13 protein-coding genes are annotated in these 23,419 nt (G+C 71.6%); 5 read left to right on the top strand and 8 right to left on the bottom strand.

Annotation, left to right across the window (positions count from 1 at the left end; all coding sequences use genetic code 11):
• The first annotated feature begins 80 nt into the window (after window positions 1-80).
• A complete protein-coding gene (locus J3486_RS11725) occupies window positions 81-1,487 on the top strand; it encodes a CitMHS family transporter (protein WP_207820153.1) in 1,407 nt (468 codons plus the stop codon).
• 16 nt (window positions 1,488-1,503) lie between these two features.
• On the top strand, window positions 1,504-2,739 hold the full coding sequence (locus tag J3486_RS11720) for an MFS transporter (RefSeq protein ID WP_207820152.1): 1,236 nt from the start codon (window positions 1,504-1,506) through the stop codon (window positions 2,737-2,739).
• 205 nt (window positions 2,740-2,944) lie between these two features.
• Here the strand turns inward: J3486_RS11720 and J3486_RS11715 are convergent, their stop codons facing one another.
• The 5 genes from J3486_RS11715 to J3486_RS11695 form a co-directional block, all read right to left on the bottom strand.
• Window positions 2,945-6,232 (bottom strand): AAA family ATPase, encoded by a 3,288-nt coding sequence (locus J3486_RS11715; RefSeq protein ID WP_207820151.1) that lies wholly within the window; start codon window positions 6,230-6,232, stop codon window positions 2,945-2,947.
• Between the two features lie 111 nt (window positions 6,233-6,343).
• Complete coding sequence (locus J3486_RS11710; protein WP_207820150.1) at window positions 6,344-9,283, bottom strand: FG-GAP-like repeat-containing protein; 2,940 nt, start codon at window positions 9,281-9,283, stop codon at window positions 6,344-6,346.
• Window positions 9,283-11,880, bottom strand: coding sequence for a S8 family serine peptidase (locus J3486_RS11705; RefSeq protein ID WP_207820149.1), 2,598 nt, complete (start codon window positions 11,878-11,880; stop codon window positions 9,283-9,285). The genes J3486_RS11710 and J3486_RS11705 overlap by 1 nt, the downstream gene beginning before the upstream one ends.
• Window positions 11,881-12,046: 166 nt before the next feature.
• Complete coding sequence (locus J3486_RS11700) at window positions 12,047-15,001, bottom strand: FG-GAP-like repeat-containing protein (RefSeq protein WP_207820148.1); 2,955 nt, start codon at window positions 14,999-15,001, stop codon at window positions 12,047-12,049.
• Window positions 15,001-17,577 carry a S8 family serine peptidase gene (locus J3486_RS11695; protein WP_207820147.1) on the bottom strand — a complete coding sequence of 859 codons (2,577 nt, stop codon included), beginning with the start codon at window positions 17,575-17,577 and terminating at the stop codon, window positions 15,001-15,003. Before J3486_RS11695 ends, J3486_RS11700 begins: the two co-directional genes overlap by 1 nt.
• Window positions 17,578-17,756: 179 nt before the next feature.
• Between J3486_RS11695 and J3486_RS11690 the strand changes: the two genes are divergently transcribed.
• From J3486_RS11690 to J3486_RS11680, 3 genes are all read left to right on the top strand, one after another.
• Window positions 17,757-19,145 (top strand): aldehyde dehydrogenase family protein, encoded by a 1,389-nt coding sequence (locus tag J3486_RS11690; protein ID WP_207820146.1) that lies wholly within the window; start codon window positions 17,757-17,759, stop codon window positions 19,143-19,145.
• Between the two features lie 23 nt (window positions 19,146-19,168).
• Window positions 19,169-20,251 carry a Zn-dependent alcohol dehydrogenase gene (locus tag J3486_RS11685; RefSeq protein ID WP_207820145.1) on the top strand — a complete coding sequence of 361 codons (1,083 nt, stop codon included), beginning with the start codon at window positions 19,169-19,171 and terminating at the stop codon, window positions 20,249-20,251.
• Between the two features lie 101 nt (window positions 20,252-20,352).
• The gene (locus tag J3486_RS11680) at window positions 20,353-20,856 is read left to right on the top strand and encodes a VOC family protein (protein ID WP_207820144.1); all 504 of its coding nucleotides are present in this window, start codon (window positions 20,353-20,355) and stop codon (window positions 20,854-20,856) included.
• Window positions 20,857-20,905: 49 nt separating this feature from the next.
• Here J3486_RS11680 and J3486_RS11675 read toward each other — a convergent pair whose 3' ends face one another.
• The 3 genes from J3486_RS11675 to J3486_RS11665 all read right to left on the bottom strand — a co-directional run bounded on the left by J3486_RS11675 (window position 20,906) and on the right by J3486_RS11665 (window position 23,406).
• Window positions 20,906-21,763 (bottom strand): urea transporter, encoded by an 858-nt coding sequence (locus J3486_RS11675; protein WP_229377835.1) that lies wholly within the window; start codon window positions 21,761-21,763, stop codon window positions 20,906-20,908.
• Between the two features lie 238 nt (window positions 21,764-22,001).
• A complete protein-coding gene (locus tag J3486_RS11670) occupies window positions 22,002-22,703 on the bottom strand; it encodes a helix-turn-helix transcriptional regulator (RefSeq protein WP_207820142.1) in 702 nt (233 codons plus the stop codon).
• Between the two features lie 43 nt (window positions 22,704-22,746).
• Window positions 22,747-23,406 (bottom strand): TetR/AcrR family transcriptional regulator, encoded by a 660-nt coding sequence (locus J3486_RS11665; protein WP_207820141.1) that lies wholly within the window; start codon window positions 23,404-23,406, stop codon window positions 22,747-22,749.
• Window positions 23,407-23,419 lie beyond the last annotated feature (13 nt).

The raw sequence follows: 23,419 nt of genomic DNA, 5'->3' as shown, positions 1-23,419 counted from the left end.
TGTCGGGCGGCCCCTAACGTCTCGCTGACCGCCGACCCCCGGGCGGTAGTTCAAGGGCGAACGACGATAGGAACCCACCCATGCTGACGATCCTCGGATTCGTCATGATCGCCACCTTCCTGGTGCTGATCATGATGAAGAAGGTGTCGCCGATCGCGGCGCTCGTGCTCATCCCGGCGCTGTTCTGCGTCCTGGTGGGCAAGGGCGCGCACCTCGGCGACTACGTCATCGCCGGCATCGGCGATCTGGCGCCCACGGCCGCCATGCTGATGTTCGCGATCGTCTACTTCGGCGTGATGATCGACGTCGGTCTCTTCGACCCGATCGTGCGCGGCATCCTGAAGTTCGCGAAGGCCGACCCGGTGCGCATCGTCGTCGGCACGGCCGTGCTCGCCGCGATCGTCTCGCTCGACGGCGACGGCTCGACGACCTTCATGATCACCGTCTCGGCGATGTACCCGCTGTACAAGCGCCTGAAGATGAGCCTCGTCGTGATGACGGGTGTCGCGGCCACCGCCAACGGCGTCATGAACACGCTGCCCTGGGGCGGCCCGACCGCCCGCGCGGCCACGGCCCTCAAGCTCAACGCGAGCGACATCTTCGTCCCGATGATCCCCGCGCTCGGCGTCGGTCTCCTCTTCGTCTTCGCCCTCGCGTACGTGCTGGGCCGCCGCGAGCGCAAGCGCCTCGGCTACCTGTCGCTCGAGGAGGTCACCGAGACGGTGACCGAGACCGCCGACGAGAAGGTCCTCGTGGGCGCGGGTACCGGTACCGGCAAGGGCAGGGCGACGGGTGGCACCGGCGACCACGCGGCCCCCTCGTACGAGAACGAGGACGGCGAGACCTTCGCCGGCCTCGACCCGAACCGCGCCACCCTGCGGCCCAAGCTCTACTGGTTCAACGCGCTCCTCACGGTGACCCTGCTCACCGCGATGATCATGGAGTGGCTGCCGATCCCGGTCCTGTTCATCCTGGCCGCGGCGCTCGCCCTCACCGTCAACTACCCGCACATGCCCGACCAGAAGGCCCGCATCGCGGCGCACGCCGAGAACGTCCTCAACGTCTCCGGCATGGTCTTCGCCGCCGCCGTCTTCACCGGCGTCCTCCAGGGCACCGGCATGGTCGACCACATGGCCAAGTGGGTCGTGAACGGCATCCCCGACTGGATGGGCCCGCACATGGCCCTCGTCACGGGTGTCCTGTCGATCCCCTTCACGTACTTCATGTCCAACGACGGCTTCTACTTCGGCATCCTGCCGGTCCTGTCCGAGGCGGGCGCCGCGCACGGCGTCTCGTCCCTGGAGATCGCCCGCGCCTCCCTCATCGGCCAGCCGCTGCACATGTCGAGCCCGCTCGTCCCGGCCGTGTACGTCCTCGTCGGCATGGCCAAGGTCGAGTTCGGCGACCACACCAGGTTCACCGTGAAATGGGCCGCGCTGACCGCGCTCGTGGTCCTCGGCGCCGGCCTGCTGTTCGGGATCGTGTGACCGGCCGGACGAACCGATGAGCCGTACGTGGTTGCTGCGCCTCGTCATCGCCTTCAGCTTCGCGCAGGGGGCGGTGTCGATGGCGCGGCCCGCCGTCTCCTACCGGGCGCTCGCGCTCGGCGCTGACGAGCGGGCCGTGGGGGTGATCGCGGGTGTCTACGCGCTCCTCCCGCTGTTCGCCGCGGTACCGCTCGGCCGGCGGACCGACCACGGCCGGTGCGCGCCGCTGCTGCCGGTCGGCGTGGTGCTGATCTCCGGCGGCTGCGCCCTGAGCGGCCTCGCCGACTCCCTCGTGGCGATGGCCGCGTGGAGCGGCGTGATGGGCCTCGGCCACCTCTGCTTCGTCATCGGCGCCCAGTCGATCGTGGCCCGCCAGTCGGGCCCCGACGAACAGGACCGCAACTTCGGCCACTTCACGATCGGCGCCTCCCTCGGCCAGCTGATCGGCCCGATCGCGGCGGGCGCGGTGATCGGCGGGGACGACATGGCGGGCACGAGTGCGCTCGCGCTGCTGATCTCGGCGGGCGTGTGCGCGATGGCGTTCACCTCGCTGTGGCGCATCGAATCCCGTCGTACGTCGACGAGTTCGGGCGCGAACCGGGCGGCGTCCCGGGTCCCGGTGCGCCGGATCCTCCGGACGCGCGGCGTGCCCGGCGGCATCTTCATCAGCCTGGCGGTGCTGTCGGCGACCGACATCCTCACCGCCTACCTGCCCGTGGTCGGCGAACACCGCGGCATCGCCCCGTCCGTCGTCGGCGTGCTCCTGAGCCTGCGCGCGGGCGCGACGATCGCCTGTCGCCTCGTCATGACTCCGCTGATCAACTGGCTGGGGCGGTCGGTACTCATCGCGACGACCTGCCTGCTGGCGGCGCTGCTGTGCGCGTCGATCGCCCTCCCGGTCCCGGTCCGGGCCCTCGCCGCGATCCTGATCGTGCTCGGATTCTGTCTGGGCGTGGGACAGCCGCTGTCGATGACGACGGTCGTCCAGGCGGCCCCGCCGGACGCCCGTTCGACGGCCCTGGCGCTGCGCCTCACCGGCAACCGGCTGGGCCAGGTCGCGGCGCCCGCGTCGGCGGGGCTGATCGCGGGGGTGGCCGGTACGGCGGCGCCGTTCGTGATGCTCAGTGCCCTGTTGCTGGTGGCTTCCGGCCTGGGCGCCCGCGGCGGGGCGGCCCGGTCACGTCTGCCGGGTCCTGTCCGGAGCGGTACGCGGATCCGTCGTGGCCGCTCGCGCAGTTCCCCGCGTCCCTGAGGCATGCGCTGCGCGCAACCTTCCCCTGGGCGAGCGAAGCTCGCTTCAGGGGCGCGGGGAACTGCGCGAGAAGCCCATACAACCCGCGGCCGCAATAAAAGGGAATGTGCAACGGCGCCAGGGGCGCGGGGAACTGCGCGAGAAGCCCCACCGGGCCCGCAGCCGCGAACAACCCGCACCCCCCGACGGCGCCGACGCGCGCGCATCACCCCGAACCCGACACCCCCCGAGCCGCGACGACCCGACCCACCCCGGCGGGGTACGGCAAGCCCCGGGCCACCTCTTCGACCGCCGCCAGCGCCAGCGCCCCCGCGGCGCCGCCCAGGGCCACCGCGTGCACCACCCCGGCTTCCACCTCGGCGAGACGTTCCCCCGTACCCCGGGCCCGTTCGATCTCCGCGGCGGCGACCCGGCGCGCCGACTCCCGCTCCCCGCGCAGCACATGGGCCCACGCCGTCAGCACCGGCGCCTCCCCGTCCCGCAACAGGCCGGGCACCAGCTCGGGCCGCCGCTGGTGCAGAGCCAGTTCCGCGCGGGCGGTGCGCACCTCGAAGTGGGCCTGCTGGTCCATCCCCGCGGCCCGCTCGGCCCGCCCGAGCAGTTCATCGGCGCCCTCGGGCGTACCGCCGCTCATCAGCACCCGCGCCGACGCGACCAGCGCGTACGGCAACGACCACGCGTCGTCCGCGTCGACGCCCGCCACCGCCGCGTCGGCGGCCTCCCGGGCCAGCTCCGACTCGCCGAGCTGAAGCCAGAGTTCGGCCAGATTGGCCCGCTCGAACGCGGCCGCCGTCGGATCCCCCGACTCCTCGGCGAGCCCGAGCGCCCGCTCGCCGGTGTCGACGGCCTCCCGCAGCCGCCCCTCCCGGCGCGCGTTCTCCCGCAGGACCGACAGGACGGACCCGAGCAGCGCGGAGTCGCCGTACGCCTCGGCGGGAGCCAGGGCCAGACCGGCGGCCTCCCGGGCCTCCCGGAACCGCCCGGCCAGCGCCAGGTTCGTGGCCTGCCCGGTGTGGCAGCGGGCCGCGAGCCCCTGTCCGACGACGCCGGGCACGCGCAGTGCCGCGGAGAGCGCCTGCCGCGCGGCCGCGTACCCGTCCTCGTACCGGCCCTGTACGTTGCGGGCGACGCCCAGCGCCAGGTAGTGGGAGGCGACCGGCTCGGGCCGGGTCCCCTCGCCCGGCGGGTGGGCGCGCAGTACGTCGAGGCTCGCCTCCGGGTTCTCCGCCTTGACGAGGGTCTCGGCGAGCCGGGCCGCCGCGAGCACGGTGTCGTCGTGGTCGCCGCGCCGCGCGAACTCGGCGAGCGCGAGCCGCAGTACGTCCGCCGCCTTCCCGAACTGCCCCATGCGGCGCAGGACTTGGGCGTGCGCGAGCCGGGCCCGCGCGGCATCGACGTCGAGCCGGGCCACCAGATCGCGGTAGTAGCGGTCGGCGGTGTCGTTGGCGTAGACGGCGGCGGCCCGTTCGGCGGCGCGGCGCAGATACTCGGCCGCGCGGGGGTCGTCGGCACGGGCGAAGTGCGAGGCGAGGGCGTCGACCGCGTCGGGGCGGTGGCGCAGCACGGTCTGCGCGAACGCGGCGTGCAACTGCCGGCGACGCACGACGGTGAGCTGTTCGTAGCAGGTGAGGCGGACGAGGGGATGCCGGAAGGCGAGGCCCGCCTCGGCCCGGCCCGCGACCACGACCTGCCGCTCCTCGATGAGGGCGGCGCCGATGGCGTCCTCCAGGGCGGCCACCGCGTCCATGGGCGGCCGCAGCCCGTGCTCGGCGACGTCGAGCAGTTCGCTCAGTGCGACCTCGCCGCCCGCGACGGCAAGGGCCTCCACGACCCGACGGGTGTCGCGTCCGAGCCGACCGAGCCGCTCGCCCACCAACTGCCGTACGCCGTCGGGCGCTTCGTCGGTGAAGTCGCCGACGGGCTCACGGGCGAGTTCCAGCGCGAACAGCGGATTGCCGAGGGAGAGCTCCCAGACCCGGTCGAGCCGCTGCGCCGGGGCGCCGCCGTCGCGCGCCACGGCCAGGCAGGCGTCGCGGTCGAGCCGTCCCACGTCCTCGCGCACGATCAGCCGCGCGCGCCGCAGCGCGGCCAGCGCCGAGCGGCGCGGATCGCCCTCCGGCACCTCCTCCTCCCGGTACGTGACCAGGAACCGCAGCGCCGTGCCGTGGGCGCCGACCCGCCGGGCCAGATGGCTCAGCAGCTGGAACGAGCCCTCGTCTGCGGCGTGCAGATCGTCGAGGACGACCAGCACCGGGCGGGCGGCGGCGAGTTCGCCGAGCAGCGCGCCCGCCGCCCGGAACAGCCGGTCCCGTTCCTCCTCGGGGCTGCGCTCGCCGTCCGCCCGCACGCGCCCCAACGACGGGAGGAACGCGGCCAGTTCGGGATACTCGGCGCCCACCCGGGCCCGCTCCCCGGCGTCCCACTCGGCGAGCCAGCCGTCCAGGGCCTCCGCGAACGCCCCGTACGGCGTGTGTCCCTCGGCGTCGTGCCCGCCGCCCCACAGCACGGCGGTCCCGGTCGCGGCGGCCCGCCGCGCCACCTCGGCGGCGAGGGTCGTCTTGCCGACGCCGGCCTCACCGGTCAGCAGGGTGACCGGCGGGCGGTCGGCGGTGAGCAGCCGCCGGAGAACGTTGTCACGGCCGCGCAGCGGGCCCTCCGCCGGCACGCGCAGCGGGGCGGGCAGCGAGGGCGCGGTCGGCGCGGGAGAGGGGGAGTCGGTGAGGGCGAGCCGGTGCAGCCGCTCGGTCTCCGGCCCCGGCCGCACGCCCAGTTCGGCGTCGAGCGCCTCCCGGCACAGGTGGTACTGGCGCACCGCGAGCCGCCGCAGCCCCTGCCCCAGATACGCCTCCATGAGGATCCGGTGGGCGGCCTCCTCGGCCGGACTGCCCGCGAGCACCAGCTCGGCCGCGGCAGCCGCCTCGGTGAGGGACCCCTGCGCCATGTGTGCGGCGGCGAGTGCGAGCTGCACCTCCTCGCGCAGCGCCACGAGCTGCTCGCGGCGGGCCTGGGCCCAGCTCGCGTAGCGGTCCTCGGGCAGCAGGTCCCCGGTGAACAGATCCAGGGCGGCGGCGAGATCACCCCGCGCCCCGGAGGCGAGCGCGGCCCGCGCCGCCGTCTCGGCCTCGTCGGCGTCGATCCGTACCGTGGCCGGATCGAGCCGCAGCAGCGCGCCGTCGGATATCAGGTACGAGGAACTGGCGCGCGGCGCGAGCTCGGGTTCCAGGGCGCGGCGCGCGGCGTGCAGGGCGACCCGCAGACTGCCGGTCGCGGACTGCTGGTCGGCGTCCGGCCAGCAGATGTCCATGGCCTGCTCGCGGTGGAGCTGGTGGTCGGGCACGACGGCGAGCAGCTTGACCAGGGTCTGGGCGCTGGGCCGGGTCCAGCGTTCTGCGGGGGCCGGGCCGCTGTCGCGAGTCACCGCGAAGCCGCCGAAAAGGTGCAGACGCAGCAGTGGTGTGGCTGGAATCGTGCTGTTCGTCTGCTGCGCGTTCATGAGGGCGCAACTGTAACCGAGCAGGCTGAGAACCCCCTGGGCCAGGCCCAGGGGGTTCATGAGAATGCAGCGGGTCCGGCTCTCGCGAGGAGGGCCGGTCCCGTCCGGCCGTCAGGACAGGGTGAAGACCGTGAGCTGGCGGACCGCGGTGTACGGCACGAAATAGCCGCCTTCTTCGAGTTCCGACATCCGGTAGATGCCGGTGTCGTCGAAGTTGAGCGAGACGACCTCGTCCGTGCCGTCGCCGTTGAGGTCACCGGAGACGTACTCGCGGCCGCCGTAGACGTTGCCGTAGGCGATCCGCGAGAGGGAGCCCGACTTCACTCCGGCCGGGTCCAACAGGTCGAAGCCGGTGGCGCCGGCGCCGATCAGGTAGCGCACACCGTTCGGGCCGGTGAGGAAGCCACCGGTCTGGACGGTGCCGCTGGCGGACGCGGCGTAGTCCTTGCCGTCGGGACCGAACAGGGTGATCCGGTTGGTGCCGACCAGGTAGAGGCCCTCGGGTCCGGTGAACCAGTTGCCCTGGGTCCAGGGCCCGCCGGTCTGGGCGGAGTGCAGCACCTCGCCGGTACGGCCGTCGCGGATCTCTACGACCGCGCTCATGTTTCCGTTCGTGTTCCGGATGAGCCAGGTCTCGGCGACCGCGTGGCCGTCCGCGTAGGGGATCTCCTTCGAGGCGAAGGCGGCGCCTCGCATCGCGGTGCCGTACAGCGTCGCGGTGCCCTGCGGCTTGGGGGCCGCGTCCTCCCAGACGGTCGCGCCGTTCGCGCCGTTCACGGCGACGGCCCCGGTCGGCCGGCCGCCGGGGGCAGGCGCGTTCGGGTCCGCGGAGTAGAAGGCGTCCCGGCTGCCGTACTGGCCGTAGACCTGGCCGCCGACGACGCTGATGTCACCGAAGACGGTGTTCGCCGCCGGAGCGGTGTACGCCCACTTCTGGCGTCCCGTGTCGTCGTAGGCGCGGATCTTGTCGGTCGGGACGACGATCTCGTCCTTGCCGTCGTGGTCGAGGTCACCGGCGGCGAGCGACCACACGAACTGGCCCTGGCCGTCGATCGTCGTGCGGACCTTGCCGGTGGTGGCGTCGACGACAGCCGTCGCGTTGTCGGCCGCGACGACGAGCTCGTCGGTGCCCGTGCCGTCGAGATCGGCCTTGACGATCTTGTGGATCTGGCCGGGGACGGTGGTCTTCCAGAGCAGCTTCGTCCTGCCCGCGGTCATCGACGGGCCGTCGAAGGCGTACAGGCCCTGGGACTGGCCGCCGGCCACGATGTCCTTCTTGCCGTCGCCGTTGACGTCCATCAGGACGGCCGACCACAGCTGGGACTGGATGGGCGTGAGCGCGTCCTGCTTGCCGCTGTTCAGGTTGTAGACGTGGATGTTCTGGTCCGTGTCCACGGTGCGCAGGCGCCAGCCGTCGTCCTTCGGGAACGGCTGGGCCCAGGCCTGCGAGGCGACCATGCCGCGCTTTTCCCACTTCACCGAGCCGTCGGAGCCCTTGAGCACGGCGAGCCGGGCGAACCGGCCCCCTTGGGAGTTCACCGCGTGGTTGAAGTCCTGGTCGTCCTTGTAGGAGGCGACGAGGGTGCCGTCGACCGCCGCCAGGTTCCAGGCGGTGGCCCCGTCCCGGGTGTTGTCGGCGTCGCGCTTGACGGTGCGCTGCCACAGCACGGAGGCGTCGTCACCGTTGAGCGCCCGGACCGTGTTGGCGTTCACCTTCATGTACTCGTCGAGCGTGTCCTCGCTGACCGAGTACTCCGGCTTCTTGTCGCCCTGGATGTCGCCGACCTCAAGGTCCATGGCGAAGACATTGGTCCGCTTGGCCAGGGTGGTGCGCTTGCCGTCGCCGAGGTCGTAGGAGGCGATCTCGTACCCGACGGCGTCGTTCACGTCGGGCATCTCCAGCGTGACAATGCGCTTGCGGGATGCGTCCAGGTGGAGCTGGCGCGAGTAGAGCGTGTTCGTGGACTGCCACTTGACGCTGCCGTCGGCCGAGTCCAGGACCAGCGTGTGGCTGGCCGTGGTGTCGGCGAGGGAGGTCTTGCGCTTGTTCCAGGAGGCCGCGATCAGGCCGCCTCCCAGATCCTCCAGGCTCGACCAGGCGGCGCCCGTGAACAGGCCCGTGTCGTACGTCCACGAGCTCGCCTCGGTCAGCTTGCCGTCGGCGTGGTCGAAGCGGATGCCGGTCAGCGTGGAGGTCGAGCTGCTGGACGCGGAGGTGTTGTAGTACGGCGTGTTCGCGACCAGCAGCGTCTTGCCGACGAGCTTGATCTGGTAGGCGCCCGCGTACAGCTTGGTCCACAGCGTCTTGCCGGAGGCGCCGTCGAGGACGGTCACGAACGTGCCGGTGTGCAGGGTGCTGTCGCCGTGGGTGAACGGCCGGTAGGGGTAGGTGCCCACGTCGGCGGTGAACACCAGGTCCGGCACGCCGTCGCCGGTCAGGTCGCCGGTGTCGTAGCCCTGGTCGGACACCGGGGAGAAGGGGGTGACCGCGTTGAAGCCCATGATGACGCGGGCCGGGTACGGCTCCTTCAAGTAGCGCGGGGACAGGACGGGGACGTCCCAGTCCTTGTAGAGGGAGTTGTTGTCCCGCGTCCACGTCTCCTTGCCGTCGGCGGAACGCCGGGAGATGTTCCCGCCCGCGTGGACGGTGAAGTAGTCGCCATTGGTGCCCGCGACGGGGGTGGTGGCGGCCATGCCGGTCGCGCCCTCGGTGAAGCCCGTGGCGGTGACCTTCGGGGCCGGCAGGGCGGTGGTGCCCGCGTCGGCAGTGCTGGAGTCCGAGGTTCCCGAGTCGGCGGTGCCGGAGTCCGTGCTGCCCCATTCCGTGGCCGGGGTGTCCTCCGTTCCGGAGGCCGTGTCGTCCGTCGCGGCAGTGTCACCGTAGGGGTCGAGCTGGAGGCGCTGGCTGAGCTCTTCGGCCTGCGAGTCGGTGAGGGACAGCACGCCGTTGCCGTCGTCGGCGACCGCGACGGCCGGGGCCGCGCTGAGCACGAAGCCCGCCGCCACCAGAGCGGATGCGAGGCGCAGGCCTCTCCGGGAAGTCTTGTTCATCACGCGCCCTTAGGGGAGAAGCGGATGGCGGAGGAGTTCTGGAGCACGGGCTGGTTGTAGGAGTACTGGAGGGCGTCGGTGCCCGCCTGGTTCTCGATGCCGATGGTGGCGCCCGCGCCCTTGTCGGCGACCGTCTGGTACTGGAAGGTCACGGCGCCGGTGGCCTCGTCGAAGACGGCCTCGAAAGTGGCGCGGCCCGAAGTGCCGTTCGCGTAGGCGGCGTTGTTCCACACAATGGCGAACTTGCGGCTGCCGGCGGTACCGGTGGTGGCCGTCTGCACGGACGACTTCTTGTCCAGCGTCAGGTCGTCCCACAGCGGGGCGACGAAGCCCTTCGCGCTGTTGTAACCGGTCGTCGGCAGCGCGGTGTTGTTGTAGTCGCCGACGCGCGGGGACAGGAAGTCGACCAGGCCGTTGGTGGAGACCGAGGCGGAGGTGTACGAGACGCCGTACAGGCTCACCGGGAACGGCAGCGCGACCGTGGCCGCGTCCTCGTCACCGGACAGGGCGACCTTCTGGGAACCCGCGATCCACGTATAGGCGGCCGGGGCGCAGGAGTTGCTCGAGTTGTCGGTGCGGTTCGGGACCTGGACGTTCTTCGTCAGGTCGGCGGAGCCGACGGTGGCGGAGCCGTTGAAGACGCCGTTGCACAGGACCGGGGCGGCCGGCTTGACGTTGAGGCTGAAGGAGCCCTCGGCGACATCGGCGAAGGCGTACCGGCCGCTTGTGTCGGTGGTGACGGCGTCCAGGGGCGTGCCGGTCAGCTCGACCGTCGCACCGGCGAGGGGCTTGCCGGCGACGTCGAGGACGGTGCCGGAGACCTTGTGGTGCGGGACGGCGTCAAGGGTGACGTCCTGCGTCAGCGGCTGACCGCTCGTCAGGGTCACACCGGAGACGGTCCTGGCGGCGTAGCCGTAACCGCTCAGCGTGAAGTCGTACGTGCCCGCGGCCAGCGGCATCCGGTAGGAGCCGTCGGCGCCGGTGGTCACCGAGCGGCTGTCGGAGCCGGTTGCCGTGGCCTTGACGGTGATGTTCGCCAGCGCCTTGCCGGTGGCCTTGTCGGTGACCTTGCCGGTGACGGTCGCGGCGGTGTGCGGGGACCTGTCGACGGAGGCGAGGATGTCGAGCTTGCCGTTGCCCCAGACGTTGTTGGCGTCGGCGGTGCCACCGCAGTGCGTGTCGTCGACGTCCCGCGCGCCCTCGTTGAGGAGCTTCTGGGTCTCGGGGATGTTGCCGACCAGCGAGGGGGCCGCCGACCACAGCAGCGCCACGGCGCCCGCGACGTGCGGGGTCGCCATCGACGTACCCGAGATGGTGTTGTACGTCGAACCCGGCCAGGCGGACTTGACGGCGGTGCCCGGCGCCGTGATGTTCGGCTTCATCGAGCCGTCGATCGGGGAGGGGCCGAAGCTGGAGAAGGTGGAGATCTTCCCGGCGGAGTCGTAGGCACCCACGGCGTAGGAGTCGGCCTGCGAACCCGGCGGGTGGGTCGTCGCGCAGGTCGTGCCGTTGCCCTCGTTGCCCGCGGCGAAGGCCTCGAAGATGCCCGCGGCGTCCCAGGCGGCGATGATGTCCTGGTAGAACGGCTCGGTCCCGTACTTGTCGCCCCACGAGTTGTTGACGATGTTCGGGGCGAGATCCGGGCGCGGGTTCTGACCGTTGTGGTCGGTCGGCGCGAGGATCCACTGACCGGCGGCGAGCAGGTCGTCGTCGTAACACGTGTCGCTGGCGCAGCCCTTGGCGGCGATCCACTTCGCGTTCGGCGCGACACCGATGCCGTTCTTGCCGACCATCGTCCCCATGGTGTGGGTGCCGTGGCCCGCGTTGTCGCACGGGGTGCTGCTCGTGGCGCAAGTCCCCGACGGGTCATAGAAGTTGTAGTCGTTCGTGAAGGTGCCGTCGCCGTTGTTGCCGCGGTAGTTGGCGACCAGGTCCGGGTGGTTGTACTGCACGCCGGAGTCGACGCTGGCGACGACGATGCCCTCGCCGCGGTCCTGGTACTGGTCCCAGACCTGGTTGGCCTTGACGTCGGAGATGCCCCACTCCGGCGTCGCGTCACTGGCGACGGATGCGTCGGAACTCACCGACGCGGTAAGGGACTTGGTGACCTTCTTGTCGGAGGTCTCCATGGCGTCGAGCTTGAACGAACCGAGCTTGACGATCGACTTCACGTCCGAGCGCTTCGCGAGCTCGTCGACGAGGGCCTGGTCGCCGGTGACCTTGACGGTGTTGGCGATCCAGTAGTCGGTGTGGCCGACCTTCTTCTTGTCGAGGAAGGAGCGCAGTGAGGCCTGGCTGGCGTCGGCGTGCTCGCGCAGTTCCTTGTAGGCGGCCGTGGCGGCCTTCGCGTGCGTCTTCTGCTTCTTGGCGCCGGACAGGTCGGCCTTGTCCTTCAGGGTGATGAAGAACGTCGCGTCACCGCCCTTGGCGACGGCGCTGCTCAGCGCCGAGTCGATCTTCGCGGCGGCAGCGGTGTCGGCTGCGGACGCGGTGTCGGCGGCGACGGCCGGCATCACGCCGGTCACCAGCGCGGTGGCGGTGAACGCGGCTGCCGCCCAGGCAGCGGTTCTGCGCCGTGGCGGTCGAGGCAGATGCATCAGGGGTGTGCTCCTCCGGGTCGGGACGAGATCGCGGGCACGGTAGGCAGGCGCCGTTACTGGGGAATTACTGGCAGTTGGGGACGGGTGGCGGTGCGGCCGTGAGCACGAGAAACCCCCTGGGCGAGGCGCCCAGGGGGTTTCGTCGGCTACCGCTGTGTGCGGGTCAGGACAGCGTGTACGTGGTCATCTGGTGGATGGCGTTGTCGATGGACAGGACGCCGCCGCCCAGCAGGGCGGCCATCCGGTTGTTGCCCAGGTGGTCGAAGTTCAGCGACACCATGTCGTCGACGCCGTCACCGTCGAGGTCGGCGACGACGTAGCTCCGGCCGCCCATCAGGCTCGCACCGCCGGTGGAGGACTGGAACGAGTAGCCGGTGGTCAGCAGGGACGGGTCCCACACGCCGAGGCCTGACTCGGTGCCGCCCGCCACCAGCTTGCGTCCACCGGGTCCGGTGATGAACTGCGCCCGGCGCAGCGGCGCGACCACCGAGCTGTAGGTCTCCTTGCCGTCGGCGTCGAAGCCGTACCACACGCCGAAGCCCATCTGGTACAGCGGAGCGGTGCCCGTCGCCTGCTCGTCGATGAAGTAGTTGCCGAACGACCAGGGGCTGCCGGTGACCTTCGTGTGCAGCACCTCCCCGGTGCGTCCGTCGCGGATCTCGACGACGGTGTGCGCGGTGGCGCTGCTGAGGTCGCCGGCCGTGGTCGGGTCGGTCATCGCGATCCAGGTGTAGACGACCGCGTGCCCGTCCGCGTACGGGATCTTCGACGACGCGAAGACGCCGTGGTCCAGGACCGCACCGTGCAGCTTGCCGTCGACGGCCTTGGCCGGCGCCTTGGGGTCGGCCGTCCAGAGGACCTTGCCGTCCTTGCCGTTCAGGGCGAGGCCGTTCTGGGCGGAGTCGGTGAGCTTGAGCGCGTTCCGGCTGGCGTACTGGGTGTACACCTGCTTGTCGGAGAACACCGTGTCGGAGAAGACGACGTCACCGGCGCTCGACGGCGCGGAGTACGACCACAGCACCGAGCCGCGCGCGTCGTACACGCGCAGGGCGTCGGTCGGGACGAGGACCTCGTCCTTGCCGTCGCCGTTCACGTCCGCGACCGTCACCGAGCGGACGTACTGGCCGTTGCCGTCGATGGTGGTCAGGGTCTTGCCGGTGGCGCCGTCGAGGATGACGGTCGCGGTGTCGGCGGCGACGACGATCTCGGGCTTGCCGTCGCCGTTGACGTCACCCGTGGCGATGTTGTGCACCTCGCCGGGGACGGTCGCCCGCCACAGCTGCTTCGGCGCACCGTTGACCAAGGACGGGCCCGACCAGGCCCACACGCCGTCGGAGTTGCCGCCGGCGACGAGATCCTTCTTCTTGTCACCGTTCAGGTCGACGGCCTGCCCGTAGTTCAGGTCGCCCTGGAGCGGAGTGAGGCCCTTCTCCTTGCCGCTGCCCAGATTGAAGGTGTGGATGTTCTGGTCCATGTCGACGGTGCGCACGAGGTCGGTGTCGCCGGACCTGAACAGCTCGTGGAACATCGGCGACGCGCTCACGCCGTCCTGCCGCCAGCCGACGGCGCCGTTGCTGTTGAACAAGGTGAGGGCGCCGTAGCGCAGTTCGTCCGTGTTGTCGGCGTCGGCGATGTCCCTGTCGTTCCGCGCCGAGCTGACGAGCTTGCCGCCGGCCGTGTCCAGGCGCCAGACGATGGGGCCGTCGGCGCCGGGGTTGGTGGCGTCGCGCTTGAAGGTGTACGCCCACTTGAGCGTCGAGCCGTCCGTGCCCTTCAGGACGCGGATGGTGCTGGCGTTGATGGTGTAGTTCTCGTCGAGCGTCGCCTCGCTCACCGCGTACTCCGCGCCGTCGCCGGACGCCGCGTCACCGACCGTGAGGGCGGTGGCGATGGAGTTCTCACGGCTGGTCAGCGTCGTGCGCTCACCGCTCTTGAGGTCGTACGCGACGATCGAGTAGGCGACCGCGTCGCGGGAGTCTGGCTGCTCCAGGGCGACGAGGCGGCCGCGCGCGGCGTCCAGGTGGAGCTGGCGGCCGTACAGATCGCTGTCGCTCGTCCAGTCCACGGAGCCGTCGTCGGCGTTCAGGAGGACGGTGGTGCCGTGCCCGGCCGCATCGGCGGTCTTGTCCAGGCTCCAGGACGCGGCGAACTTTCCGTCGCCCGTGCTCTCCAGGGCGCCCCAGCTGACGACGCGGGTCTCCTTGGTGTCGTACGTCCACGTCGAGGACGGGGTCAGGGCGCCGTCGGCGTACCCGAAACGGATGCCCGTGAGGGTGGCCGTCTCGGAGGCCGGGGCGACCGAGTTGTAGCGGGGCGAGTTCGCGAGGACCAGCGTGCCGTCGACGACCTTGACCTTGGTGACGTACGAATACAGCTTCGACCAGAGCGTCTTGCCGGTCTTGCCGTCCATGACGGTCACGAACGTGCCCTGGCTCAGCGAGGAGCCCGGCGAGGTGAACGCCCGGGGTGTGGGAGGGAAGCCGACGGCGGCCGAGGTGACGATGTCGGGCGTTCCGTCGCCGGTCAGGTCCGCGGTGTCGTAGCCCTGGTCGGATTCGGGCGAGAACGGGCTGACGGCGTTGTAGCCCATCACGATGTGAGCCGGGTACGGCTCGGTCCGCCACACCTGCAGCGGCTTGACCTGCCAGTCCGTGTACAGCGAGGCGTTGGTGCGGGCCCAGGCGGTGGAGCCGTCGGCGTTGTGCAGCTGGACGCTGCCGAGGCTGTTCACGGTGTAGTACTGGCCGTTCGCGGCGGCCACCGTGTCGGCGAGGCCGCGCACGCCCTCCAGCGTGGACTTGGCGTTGAAAGTGACCTTCGCGCCCACGCCGGCGACCGAGGCGTCGTCGGTCGTGGCTGAGGTACCGGACCCGGAGTCCGTGGCGGAGTCGGTAGCGGCATCCGTACCGGAGTCCGTGTCCGTGCCGGCGGCCGTCTGGTCGCCGTACACGTCGACGTTCATGTGCTCGGCGAGCTTCTCGGCCTGGCTGCTGGTCAGCTTCATGACCGCGTCGTCACCGTCGGCGGCCAGCGCGTGCGGCGCAGAGGTCAGGGCCAGACCCGCCGCCACCAGGGCGGAGGCGAGCGTCAGGGCCCGCTTGGAGTGGTGGGCTCTCATCACTTGGCTCCCTGCGTGAAGGTGACGGCGGTGCCGTTGCCGATCACGGGCTGGTTGTAGGAGTACTGGAGGGCGTCGGTGCCCGCCTGGTTCTCGATGCCGACGGTGGCGCCCGCGCCCTTGTCCGCGACGGACTGGTACTGGAAGGTCACGGCGCCGGTGGCCTCGTCGAAGACGGCCTCGAAGGTGGCGCGGCCCGACGTGCCGTTCGCGTAGGCGGCGTTGTTCCACACGATGGCGAACTTGCGGCTGCCTGCGGTGCCGGTGGTGGCGGTCTGCACGGAGGACTTGTTGTCCAGCGTCAGGTCGTCCCACAGCGGGGCGAGGATGCCCTTGACACCGTTCGCGCCGGTCGCCGGCAGCTTGGTGTTGCTGTAGTCGCCGGTGCGCGAGGACAGGAAGTTGACCAGGCCGTCCGTGGTGACGGAGGCCGAGGTGTACGAGACGCCGTAGTGCTTGACCGGGAAGGGCAGCGTGACCTTCGCGGAGTCCTCGTCACCGGTCAGGGAGACCTTGCTGGAGCCCTTGATCCACGAGTAGGTGGCCGGGGCGCAGGAGTTGCCCGAGTTGTCGGTGCGGTTGGGGACCTGGACGTTCTTGGTCAGGTCCGCGGAGCCGACGGTGGCGGAGCCGTTGGAGACGCCGTTGCACAGCACGGGGGCGGCCGGCTTCACCACGAGGTTGTAGGAGCCCTCGGAGACCTTGGCGAAGGAGTACTGACCCTGGGCGTCGGTGGTGGTGTTGTCCAGCGGCGAGCCGTTCAGCTCGATCGTCGCGCCGGGCAGGGGCTTGCCGGTGACGTCGAGGACGGTGCCGGAGACCTTGTGCGAGGGAGCCGCGGTCAGCGCCACGTCCTGCGTGAGGGCCTGGCCGGTGGTGAGGGTGACACCGTTCGCCGAGCCGTTCGCGTAGCCGTAGGTGCTGAAGCTGAAGGTGTACGTGGCCGGAGGCAGCGTCAGCCGGTAGCTGCCGTCGGCGCCGGTGGTGACGGTGCGGACCGTGCCGGCGCCGTCGTTGGCCGTCACGGTGACGTGGGGCAGGCCCGCGCCGGTCGCCTTGTCGGTGACCTTGCCGGTGACGTCGGCCGCGGTGTGCGGGGCCTTGTCGATGGAGGTGAGGATGTCGAGCTTGCCCTCGCCCCAGACGTTGTTCATGCCGGCGGTGCCACCGCAGTGGGTGTCGTCGACGTCACGCGCGCCCTCGTTGAGGAGCGCGCGGGTCTCGTCGATCTTGCCGATCAGCGAGGGGGCCTCCGACCACAGCAGGGCCACGGCGCCCGCGACGTGCGGGGTCGCCATCGACGTACCGTTGATGGTGTTGTACGAGGAGCCCGGCCACGCCGAGGTGATGTCCTCGCCCGGCGCCGAGATGTTCGGCTTGGCCGAGCCGTCGACCGGGGAGGGGCCGAAGCCGGAGAAGTCGGTGATCGAGCCGGCGGAGTTGTACGCGCCGACGCCGTAGGACGTGTCCTGCGCACCGGGCGCGCGGGTGGTGGAGCAGGTCGTGCCGTCACCGTCGTTGCCGGCGGCGAACGCCTCGAAGATGCCCGCGGAGTTCCAGGCCTCGACGATGTCCTTGTAGAACGTCGTGACGCCGCCGCCCCACGAGTTGTTGACGATGTTCGGGGCGAGGTCCGGGCGCGGGTTCAGACCGTTGTGGTCGGTCGGCGCGAGGATCCACTGGCCCGCGGCGAGCAGGTTCTCGTCCGCGCAGGAGTCGGACTCGCAGCCCTTGGCGGCGATCCACTTGGCGTTCGGCGCGACACCGATGCCGTTCTTGCCGACCATCGTGCCCATGGTGTGGGTGCCGTGGCCCGCGTTGTCGCACGGGGTGGTGCTGGTGGCGCACGTGCCCGACGGGTCGTAGAAGTTGTAGTCGTTGGAGAACGTGCCGTCGCCGTTGTTGCCGCGATAGTTGGCGACGAGGTCCGGGTGGTCGTACTGCACACCCGAGTCGACGCTGGCGACGACGATGCCCTCGCCGCGGTCCTTGTACTGGTCCCAGACCTGGTCGGCCTTGATGTCGGTGACACCCCACGTCGGCGAGGCGTCACTGACCGTGCTGCCGTCGGCGGTGGTGCGCGCGCCGGTGACCTTGGCGTCGGACGTCTCGATGTCGTCGAGCTTGTACGTGCGCGCCTTGACGAGTTCCTTCACGTCGGAGCGCTTCGCGAGCTCGTCGACGAGCTTCTTGCCGCCGGTGACCTCGATGGCGTTGGTGATCCAGTAGTCCTTGTGCCCGACCTTCTCCTTGTCGAGGAAGGCGGCGAGGGACTTCTGGTTGTCCGCTGCGTTGGTCTTCAGCGCCTTGTACGCGGCGGCGGCGGCCTTCGCGTGCGTGGACTGCTTCTTGGCGGACGTCAGATCGGCCCGGTCCTTGAGGACGACGAAGAACTTCGCCTCGCCGCCCTTGGCGACGGCGCTGCTGAGCGCCGAGTCGATCTTCGCGGTGTCCGTGGTGGCGGACGAGGCGTCGGCGGCGACGGCCGGCATGACGCCGGTGATCAGCGCGGTCGCGGTGAACGCGGCCGCCGCCCAAGAGGCGGATCTCCGCCGGGGCGGTCGGGGCAGGTGCATCGGGGGCACTCCTCCGGGAACGGTACGGGGGAGTTCGCACGCTAGAAAGGTGCCGTTACTGAGGAATTACTGGCAGCGTGACGGGGGTCTCCGGCCGGTCCCTGGCGCCCGAAAACTATCACCGCTAGTTTGGGGCGCGGAACGACCAGCACCACACACGCGGTACCGGAGGGAGAGCCATGAAGGCCCACGAGGGGATGTACATCGGCGGCGAGTGGCGCGCCGCCGCGACCAGCGAGACGATCGCCGTCGTCAACCCGGCCGACGAGTCGGTGATCGGCCATGTCCCCGCGGGCACCGCCGAGGACGTCGACACCGCGGTGCGCGCCGCCCGCGCCGCCTTCCCGGCCTGGGCCGCGACCCCGCCCGCCGAGCGCGCCGCCCGCATCGCCGCCCTGCGCGACGTGCTCGTGGCCCGCAAGGACGAGATCGCCGAGACGGTCACCGCCGAGCTCGGCGCGCCCCTCCCGTTCTCGCAGATGGTGCACGCGGGCGTACCGGTCCTGGTGGCGGGCTCCTACGCCGAACTGGCCGCCTCCCACCCCTTCGAGGAGAAGGTCGGCAACTCCACCGTCTACTCCGAGCCGGTCGGCGTCGTCGGCGCCATCACGCCCTGGAACTACCCGCTGCACCAGATCGTCGCGAAGGTCGCCCCGGCGCTCGCGGCCGGCTGCACGGTCGTCCTCAAGCCGGCCGAGGACACCCCGCTGACCGCCCAGCTGTTCGCGGAGGCCGTCGACGAGGCGGGGATCCCCGCCGGTGTCTTCAACCTGGTCACCGGGATCGGCACGGTCGCGGGCCAGGCGCTCGCCGAGCACCCGGACGTCGACCTCGTCTCCTTCACCGGCTCCACGGCGGTCGGCAAGCAGATCGGCGCGACGGCGGGCGCGGCCGTCAAGCGCGTGGCCCTGGAACTCGGCGGCAAGTCGGCGAACGTCATCCTGCCGAGCGCGGACCTCGCCAAGGCCGTCAACGTCGGCATCGCCAACGTCATGGGCAACTCCGGCCAGACGTGCAGCGCCTGGACCCGGATGCTCGTACACACCTCCCAGTACGACGAGGCCGTGGAGCTCGCGAAGGGTGCCGCCGCCAAGTACGGCGACCGCATCGGCCCGCTCGTCAACGCCAAGCAGCAGGCACGGGTGCGCGGCTACATCGAGAAGGGCGTCGAGGAGGGTGCCAGGCTCGTCGTCGGCGGCACCGAAACCCCGCACGACAAGGGCTACTTCGTCGCCCCGACCGTCTTCGCCGACGTCAGGCCCGAGATGACCATCGCGCAAGAGGAGATCTTCGGCCCGGTCGTCTCGATCATCCGGTACGAGGACGAGGACGACGCCCTGCGCATCGCCAACGGCACCGTGTACGGGCTCGCGGGCGCGGTCTGGGCCGGCGACGAGACGGAGGCCGTCGCCTTCGCCCGCCGCATGGACACCGGCCAGGTCGACATCAACGGGGGACGCTTCAACCCCCTTGCCCCGTTCGGCGGTTACAAGCAGTCGGGCGTCGGCCGTGAGCTCGGCACGCACGGCCTGAGCGAGTACCTCCAGACCAAGTCCCTGCAGTTCTGATTCCCGAGGGAGTTCGCGAACACATGGTCCGCGCCGCTGTATGCACCGCCGTCGGCTCCCCGCTGGAGATCACCGACATCGACCTGCCCGAGCCCGGCCCCGGGCAGGTCCGCGTCCGGCTCGCCGCCGCCGGGGTCTGCCACTCCGACCTGTCCCTGACCAACGGCACCATGCGCGTGCCGCTCCCCGCCGTCCTCGGCCACGAGGGCGCCGGCACCGTCGTCTCCGTCGGCGAGGGCGTCACCCACGTCGCCCCCGGTGACGGTGTCGTCCTCAACTGGGCTCCCTCGTGCGGCAGTTGCCATGCGTGCTCGCTCGGTGAGGTGTGGCTGTGCGCGAACGCGCTGGCCGGTTCGGCGAACGTGTACGCGAAGAGGGCATCCGACGGCTCCGACCTCCACCCGGGGCTGAACGTCGCCGCGTTCGCCGAGGAGACGGTCGTCGCCGCGAACACCGTCCTGCCGGTCCCGGACGGCGTCCCGCTCACCGACGCCGCCCTGCTCGGCTGCGCCGTCCTCACCGGCTACGGCGCCGTGCACCACTCGGCGCGCGTCCGCGGGGGCGAGACCGTCGCCGTGTACGGCGTCGGAGGCGTCGGCCTCGCCACGATCCAGTCGGCGCGCATCGCGGGCGCCTCGAAGATCGTCGCGGTCGACGTGTCGCCCGAGAAGGAGGAGCTGGCCCGCCGGGCCGGCGCCACGGACTACGTGGTCGCCTCCGAGAACACCGCCCGCGAGATCCGCGGCCTCACCGGCAAGCAGGGCGTCGACGTGGCCGTGGAGTGCGTCGGCCGCGCCGTGACGATCCGTACCGCCTGGGAGTCCACCCGGCGCGGCGGCCGCACCACGGTCGTCGGCATCGGCGGCAAGGACCAGCAGGTCACCTTCAACGCCCTGGAACTCTTCCACTGGGGCCGCACCCTCGCGGGCTGCGTCTACGGCAACTCCGACCCGGCGAAGGACCTGCCCGTCCTCGCCGACCACGTGCGCGCGGGCCGCCTCGACCTGAGCGCGCTGGTCACCGAGCGGATCGCGCTCGACGGGATCCCGGCGGCCTTCGACAACATGGTCGCCGGCAAGGGCGGCCGCGCTCTGGTGATCTTCTGAGTCATCCGGCTCACGGGCGGGTGCGCCGATGAGTTCTCGCGCGTCGGACGGTCTCACCATCGAGAGACCGTCCGACGTCGCAACGGAGCGAGGAGCCCGCCATGACCGCCACCTCCGCCACCCCTGCCGCCCAGAAGATCCGCCCCTGCCTGTGGTTCGACGGCAAGGCCGAAGAGGCCGTCGACTTCTATCTGTCCCTGTTCGACGACTCCGAGATCATCGACGTGCAGCGCTGGGGCAAGGAGGGCCCGGGTGAGCCCGGCTCGGTCCTCACCATCGACTTCCGCCTCGCGGGCACCCAGTACCTGGCCCTGAACGGCGGCCCCGAGTTCACGTTCAACGAAGCCGTGTCCTTCAGCGTCGACTGCGCCGACCAGGCCGAGGTCGACCACCTCTGGGACCGCCTGACGGCCGACGGCGGCGAGCCGGGCCCGTGCGGCTGGCTCAAGGACAAGTACGGCCTGTCCTGGCAGATCGTGCCGCGCCGCCTCCCGGAACTGCTGCGGGACCCGGACGCGGGCCGGTCGTCGCGGGCCATGGCGGCGATGATGAAGATGAAGAAGATCGACGTGGCGGAGCTGGAGGCGGCGGCCGACGCGTCGTGATCCGCCCCGGACGCCGCCAGGGCGCCGTCACGGCTCCGCCAGGACGTCGTCAGGGCGCCGCGGTCAGCCGCGGGAACGACCGTGCCGCCGCCAGGAACACCAGCGTCGTCAGCACGAACGGCCAGGTGAAGGCCGTCGCCCCGAACGCCGGGGCGGCGGCCGTCGCCACCACCGCTCCGGCCAGCGCGTACGGCAGCGTGCGCCACCGGGCGTCCAGGAACACCCCGCAGAGCGCGAGGGCCACCAGCACCCCGTTGTAGCCGCCGAGCCCGTCGGCGATGCGGTCGGCGGACATCCCGAGCGCCCAGGCGGTGGCCAGGCCCGCGGCGTTCCCGAGGCACGCCACCGCGGCCACCCGGGCCCCGGCCGCAAGAAGCCCGGCGAGCACGAACGCGCCCACGTACCAGTGCGGCAGCAGGAAGACCTGGCCGAACCCGACGAGGAACCCGCGGGCGGCGTCGGCGAGCCGGACCGGCCCCGCGCCGTCCGCCGCGGGAGCCGTCACCGGACCCGCCGGACGGGCCAGGGTGATCGCCGTCGCCACCGTGCAGAACGGCAGCGTCAGCGCGGGCAGCCCCCACGCCCCGAACGCCCGGCCCGCCGCGGCCGTCAGCACGGTCGCCGCGCCGCAGCCGAGCAGGGCGACCAGCACCGTCGACAGCCGGTCCGGCCCCAGCAGGACGGCGCCGCTCACGCCCACCAGGCAGGAGTTGAAGCCCTCCATGCCCTGCGCGAGCCGCTCCTCGTCCACCCCGAGCAGCCAGGCCCCCGCCGTGCCGACGGCGGTGCCGCCGAGGCCGTAGAGCCCGTACTGCCAGCCTGCGGCGAAGAGCGCCACGGTGAAGAGCAGACCCGTCGACGCGCGTGGCAGAAAGGTCACTTGCCCCGTTCCGCGCAGCAACCGCATCCCGAACTGTCTGCAATCAGCGGCCCAACTATGCCCTATTTCAGGGTGAATTGAGGCACCAGTCATCTCCGCCATGCGCCGCTCCCGCGTTACGACGATGTTTCCCAGTCCGGCGGATGGACTGTACAGGCACGAGTCGGGCACGGTCGCGCGGGCCGGGTCCGGACCTCGGGGGGGGGGGCGGGTGGAGGGGGCTGCCCGCGCGGTTCCCCGCGCCCCTGAAGCGGGCTCCGCCGCCTCAGGGCGACCAGCCGAGCTCCGCCCTAAGGGCCCGCTCCCCGGCCCCGGTCACCCGGACCGCGCGCTCCGACCCGATCCGCTCGACCCAGCCAGCGGCCAGCGCGTGGCGGCACAGCGCGGCCCCCGCGGCCCCGGCGAGGTGCAGCCGCCGCTCGGTCCAGTCCAGGCACCCGCGTGCCGGCGGCCGCCGCCCGCCCCGGTCGAACTCCACGCCGAGCCCCCGGAACCAGTCCACGCCCGCCTCGGTCAGCGCGAACCCCGCGTCGGTGCGCAGCAGCCCGCGCGCGACCATCCCGTCGGTCACCGCGATCCCGAGCCGCCCCGCGAGATGGTCGTAACAGGTGCGCCCACGCGCCATCGCGTCCCGCGCCGACGCGGCCCGCAGCGTGCGGGGCGGATCCGCGTCCTCCGGTGCGACGTACCCTGCGAGGTCCTCCACCAGCTGCGCCACCTGCGGGTCGGCGAGCCGTACGTACCGGTGCCGGCCCTGCCGCTCCTCCCCGAGGAGGCCGCCCGCGATCAGCTTCCCCAGGTGCTCGCTGGTGGTGGACGCGGCGACCCCGGCGTGCCGGGCCAGCTCACCGGCCGTCCAGGCGCGCCCGTCGAGGAGGGCGAGCAGGAACGCGGCGCGGGTCTCGTCGGACACCAGCGCGGCGAGCGCGGCCAGGCGCCGGGCGCGGGGATCTTTGGCGGCGGTCATGACCCCAGCATGCGCCCGGCACACTTCGTCGGGCGCCGAACGGTCAGCGGGTGGCGGCGCCCACCTGCGCGTACTGCACGGCGAGCCCGTCGAGCAGCGCCGTGAGGCCGGTCTCGAAGGCCCGCTCGTCGATCAGCTCCTGCCGGTCGGCGAGGAGGTGGGCCTGTCCGAGGTGCGGGTAGTCGGCCGGGTCGTACGCGGCCTCGTCGTCCACGAAGCCGCCCGCGAACGAGCCGAGCGCCGACCCCATCACGAAGTACCGCATGAGCGCGCCGTTCGACGTCGCCTGCGCCGGCGGCCACCCGGCGTCGACCATCGCGCCGAACACCGCGTCCGCGAGCCGCAGACCGGCCGGACGGCGGCCGGGGCCCTGGGCCAGCACCGGAACGATGTTCGGGTGCTCGCGCAGCGCCGCCCGGTAGGAGACGGCCCAGTCGTGCAGCGCGGTGCGCCAGTCGCGCGGGGTGCCGTCCTGCGCGGGTTCGAACATCGACAGGTCCACCAGCGCGCTCACCGAGTCCGCGACCGCCTCCAGGATCTGGTCCTTCGTGCGGAAGTGGTTGTAGAGCGAGGGGCCGCTCACCCCGAGTTCGGCCGCGAGCCGTCGCGTCGAGACGGCGGCGAGTCCCTCGGCGTCGACGAGGGCGCGGGCCGCGTCGACGATGCGGTCTCGGCTGAGGAGGGGCTTGCGCGGTCGGGCCATGGCGCACATAGTA

Origin of the sequence: Streptomyces sp. VRA16 Mangrove soil, from assembly GCF_017377775.1 — a bacterium.
In the GTDB taxonomy this organism is placed as follows: domain Bacteria; phylum Actinomycetota; class Actinomycetes; order Streptomycetales; family Streptomycetaceae; genus Streptomyces.
This window is presented reverse-complemented; position numbering and strand designations above follow the sequence as displayed.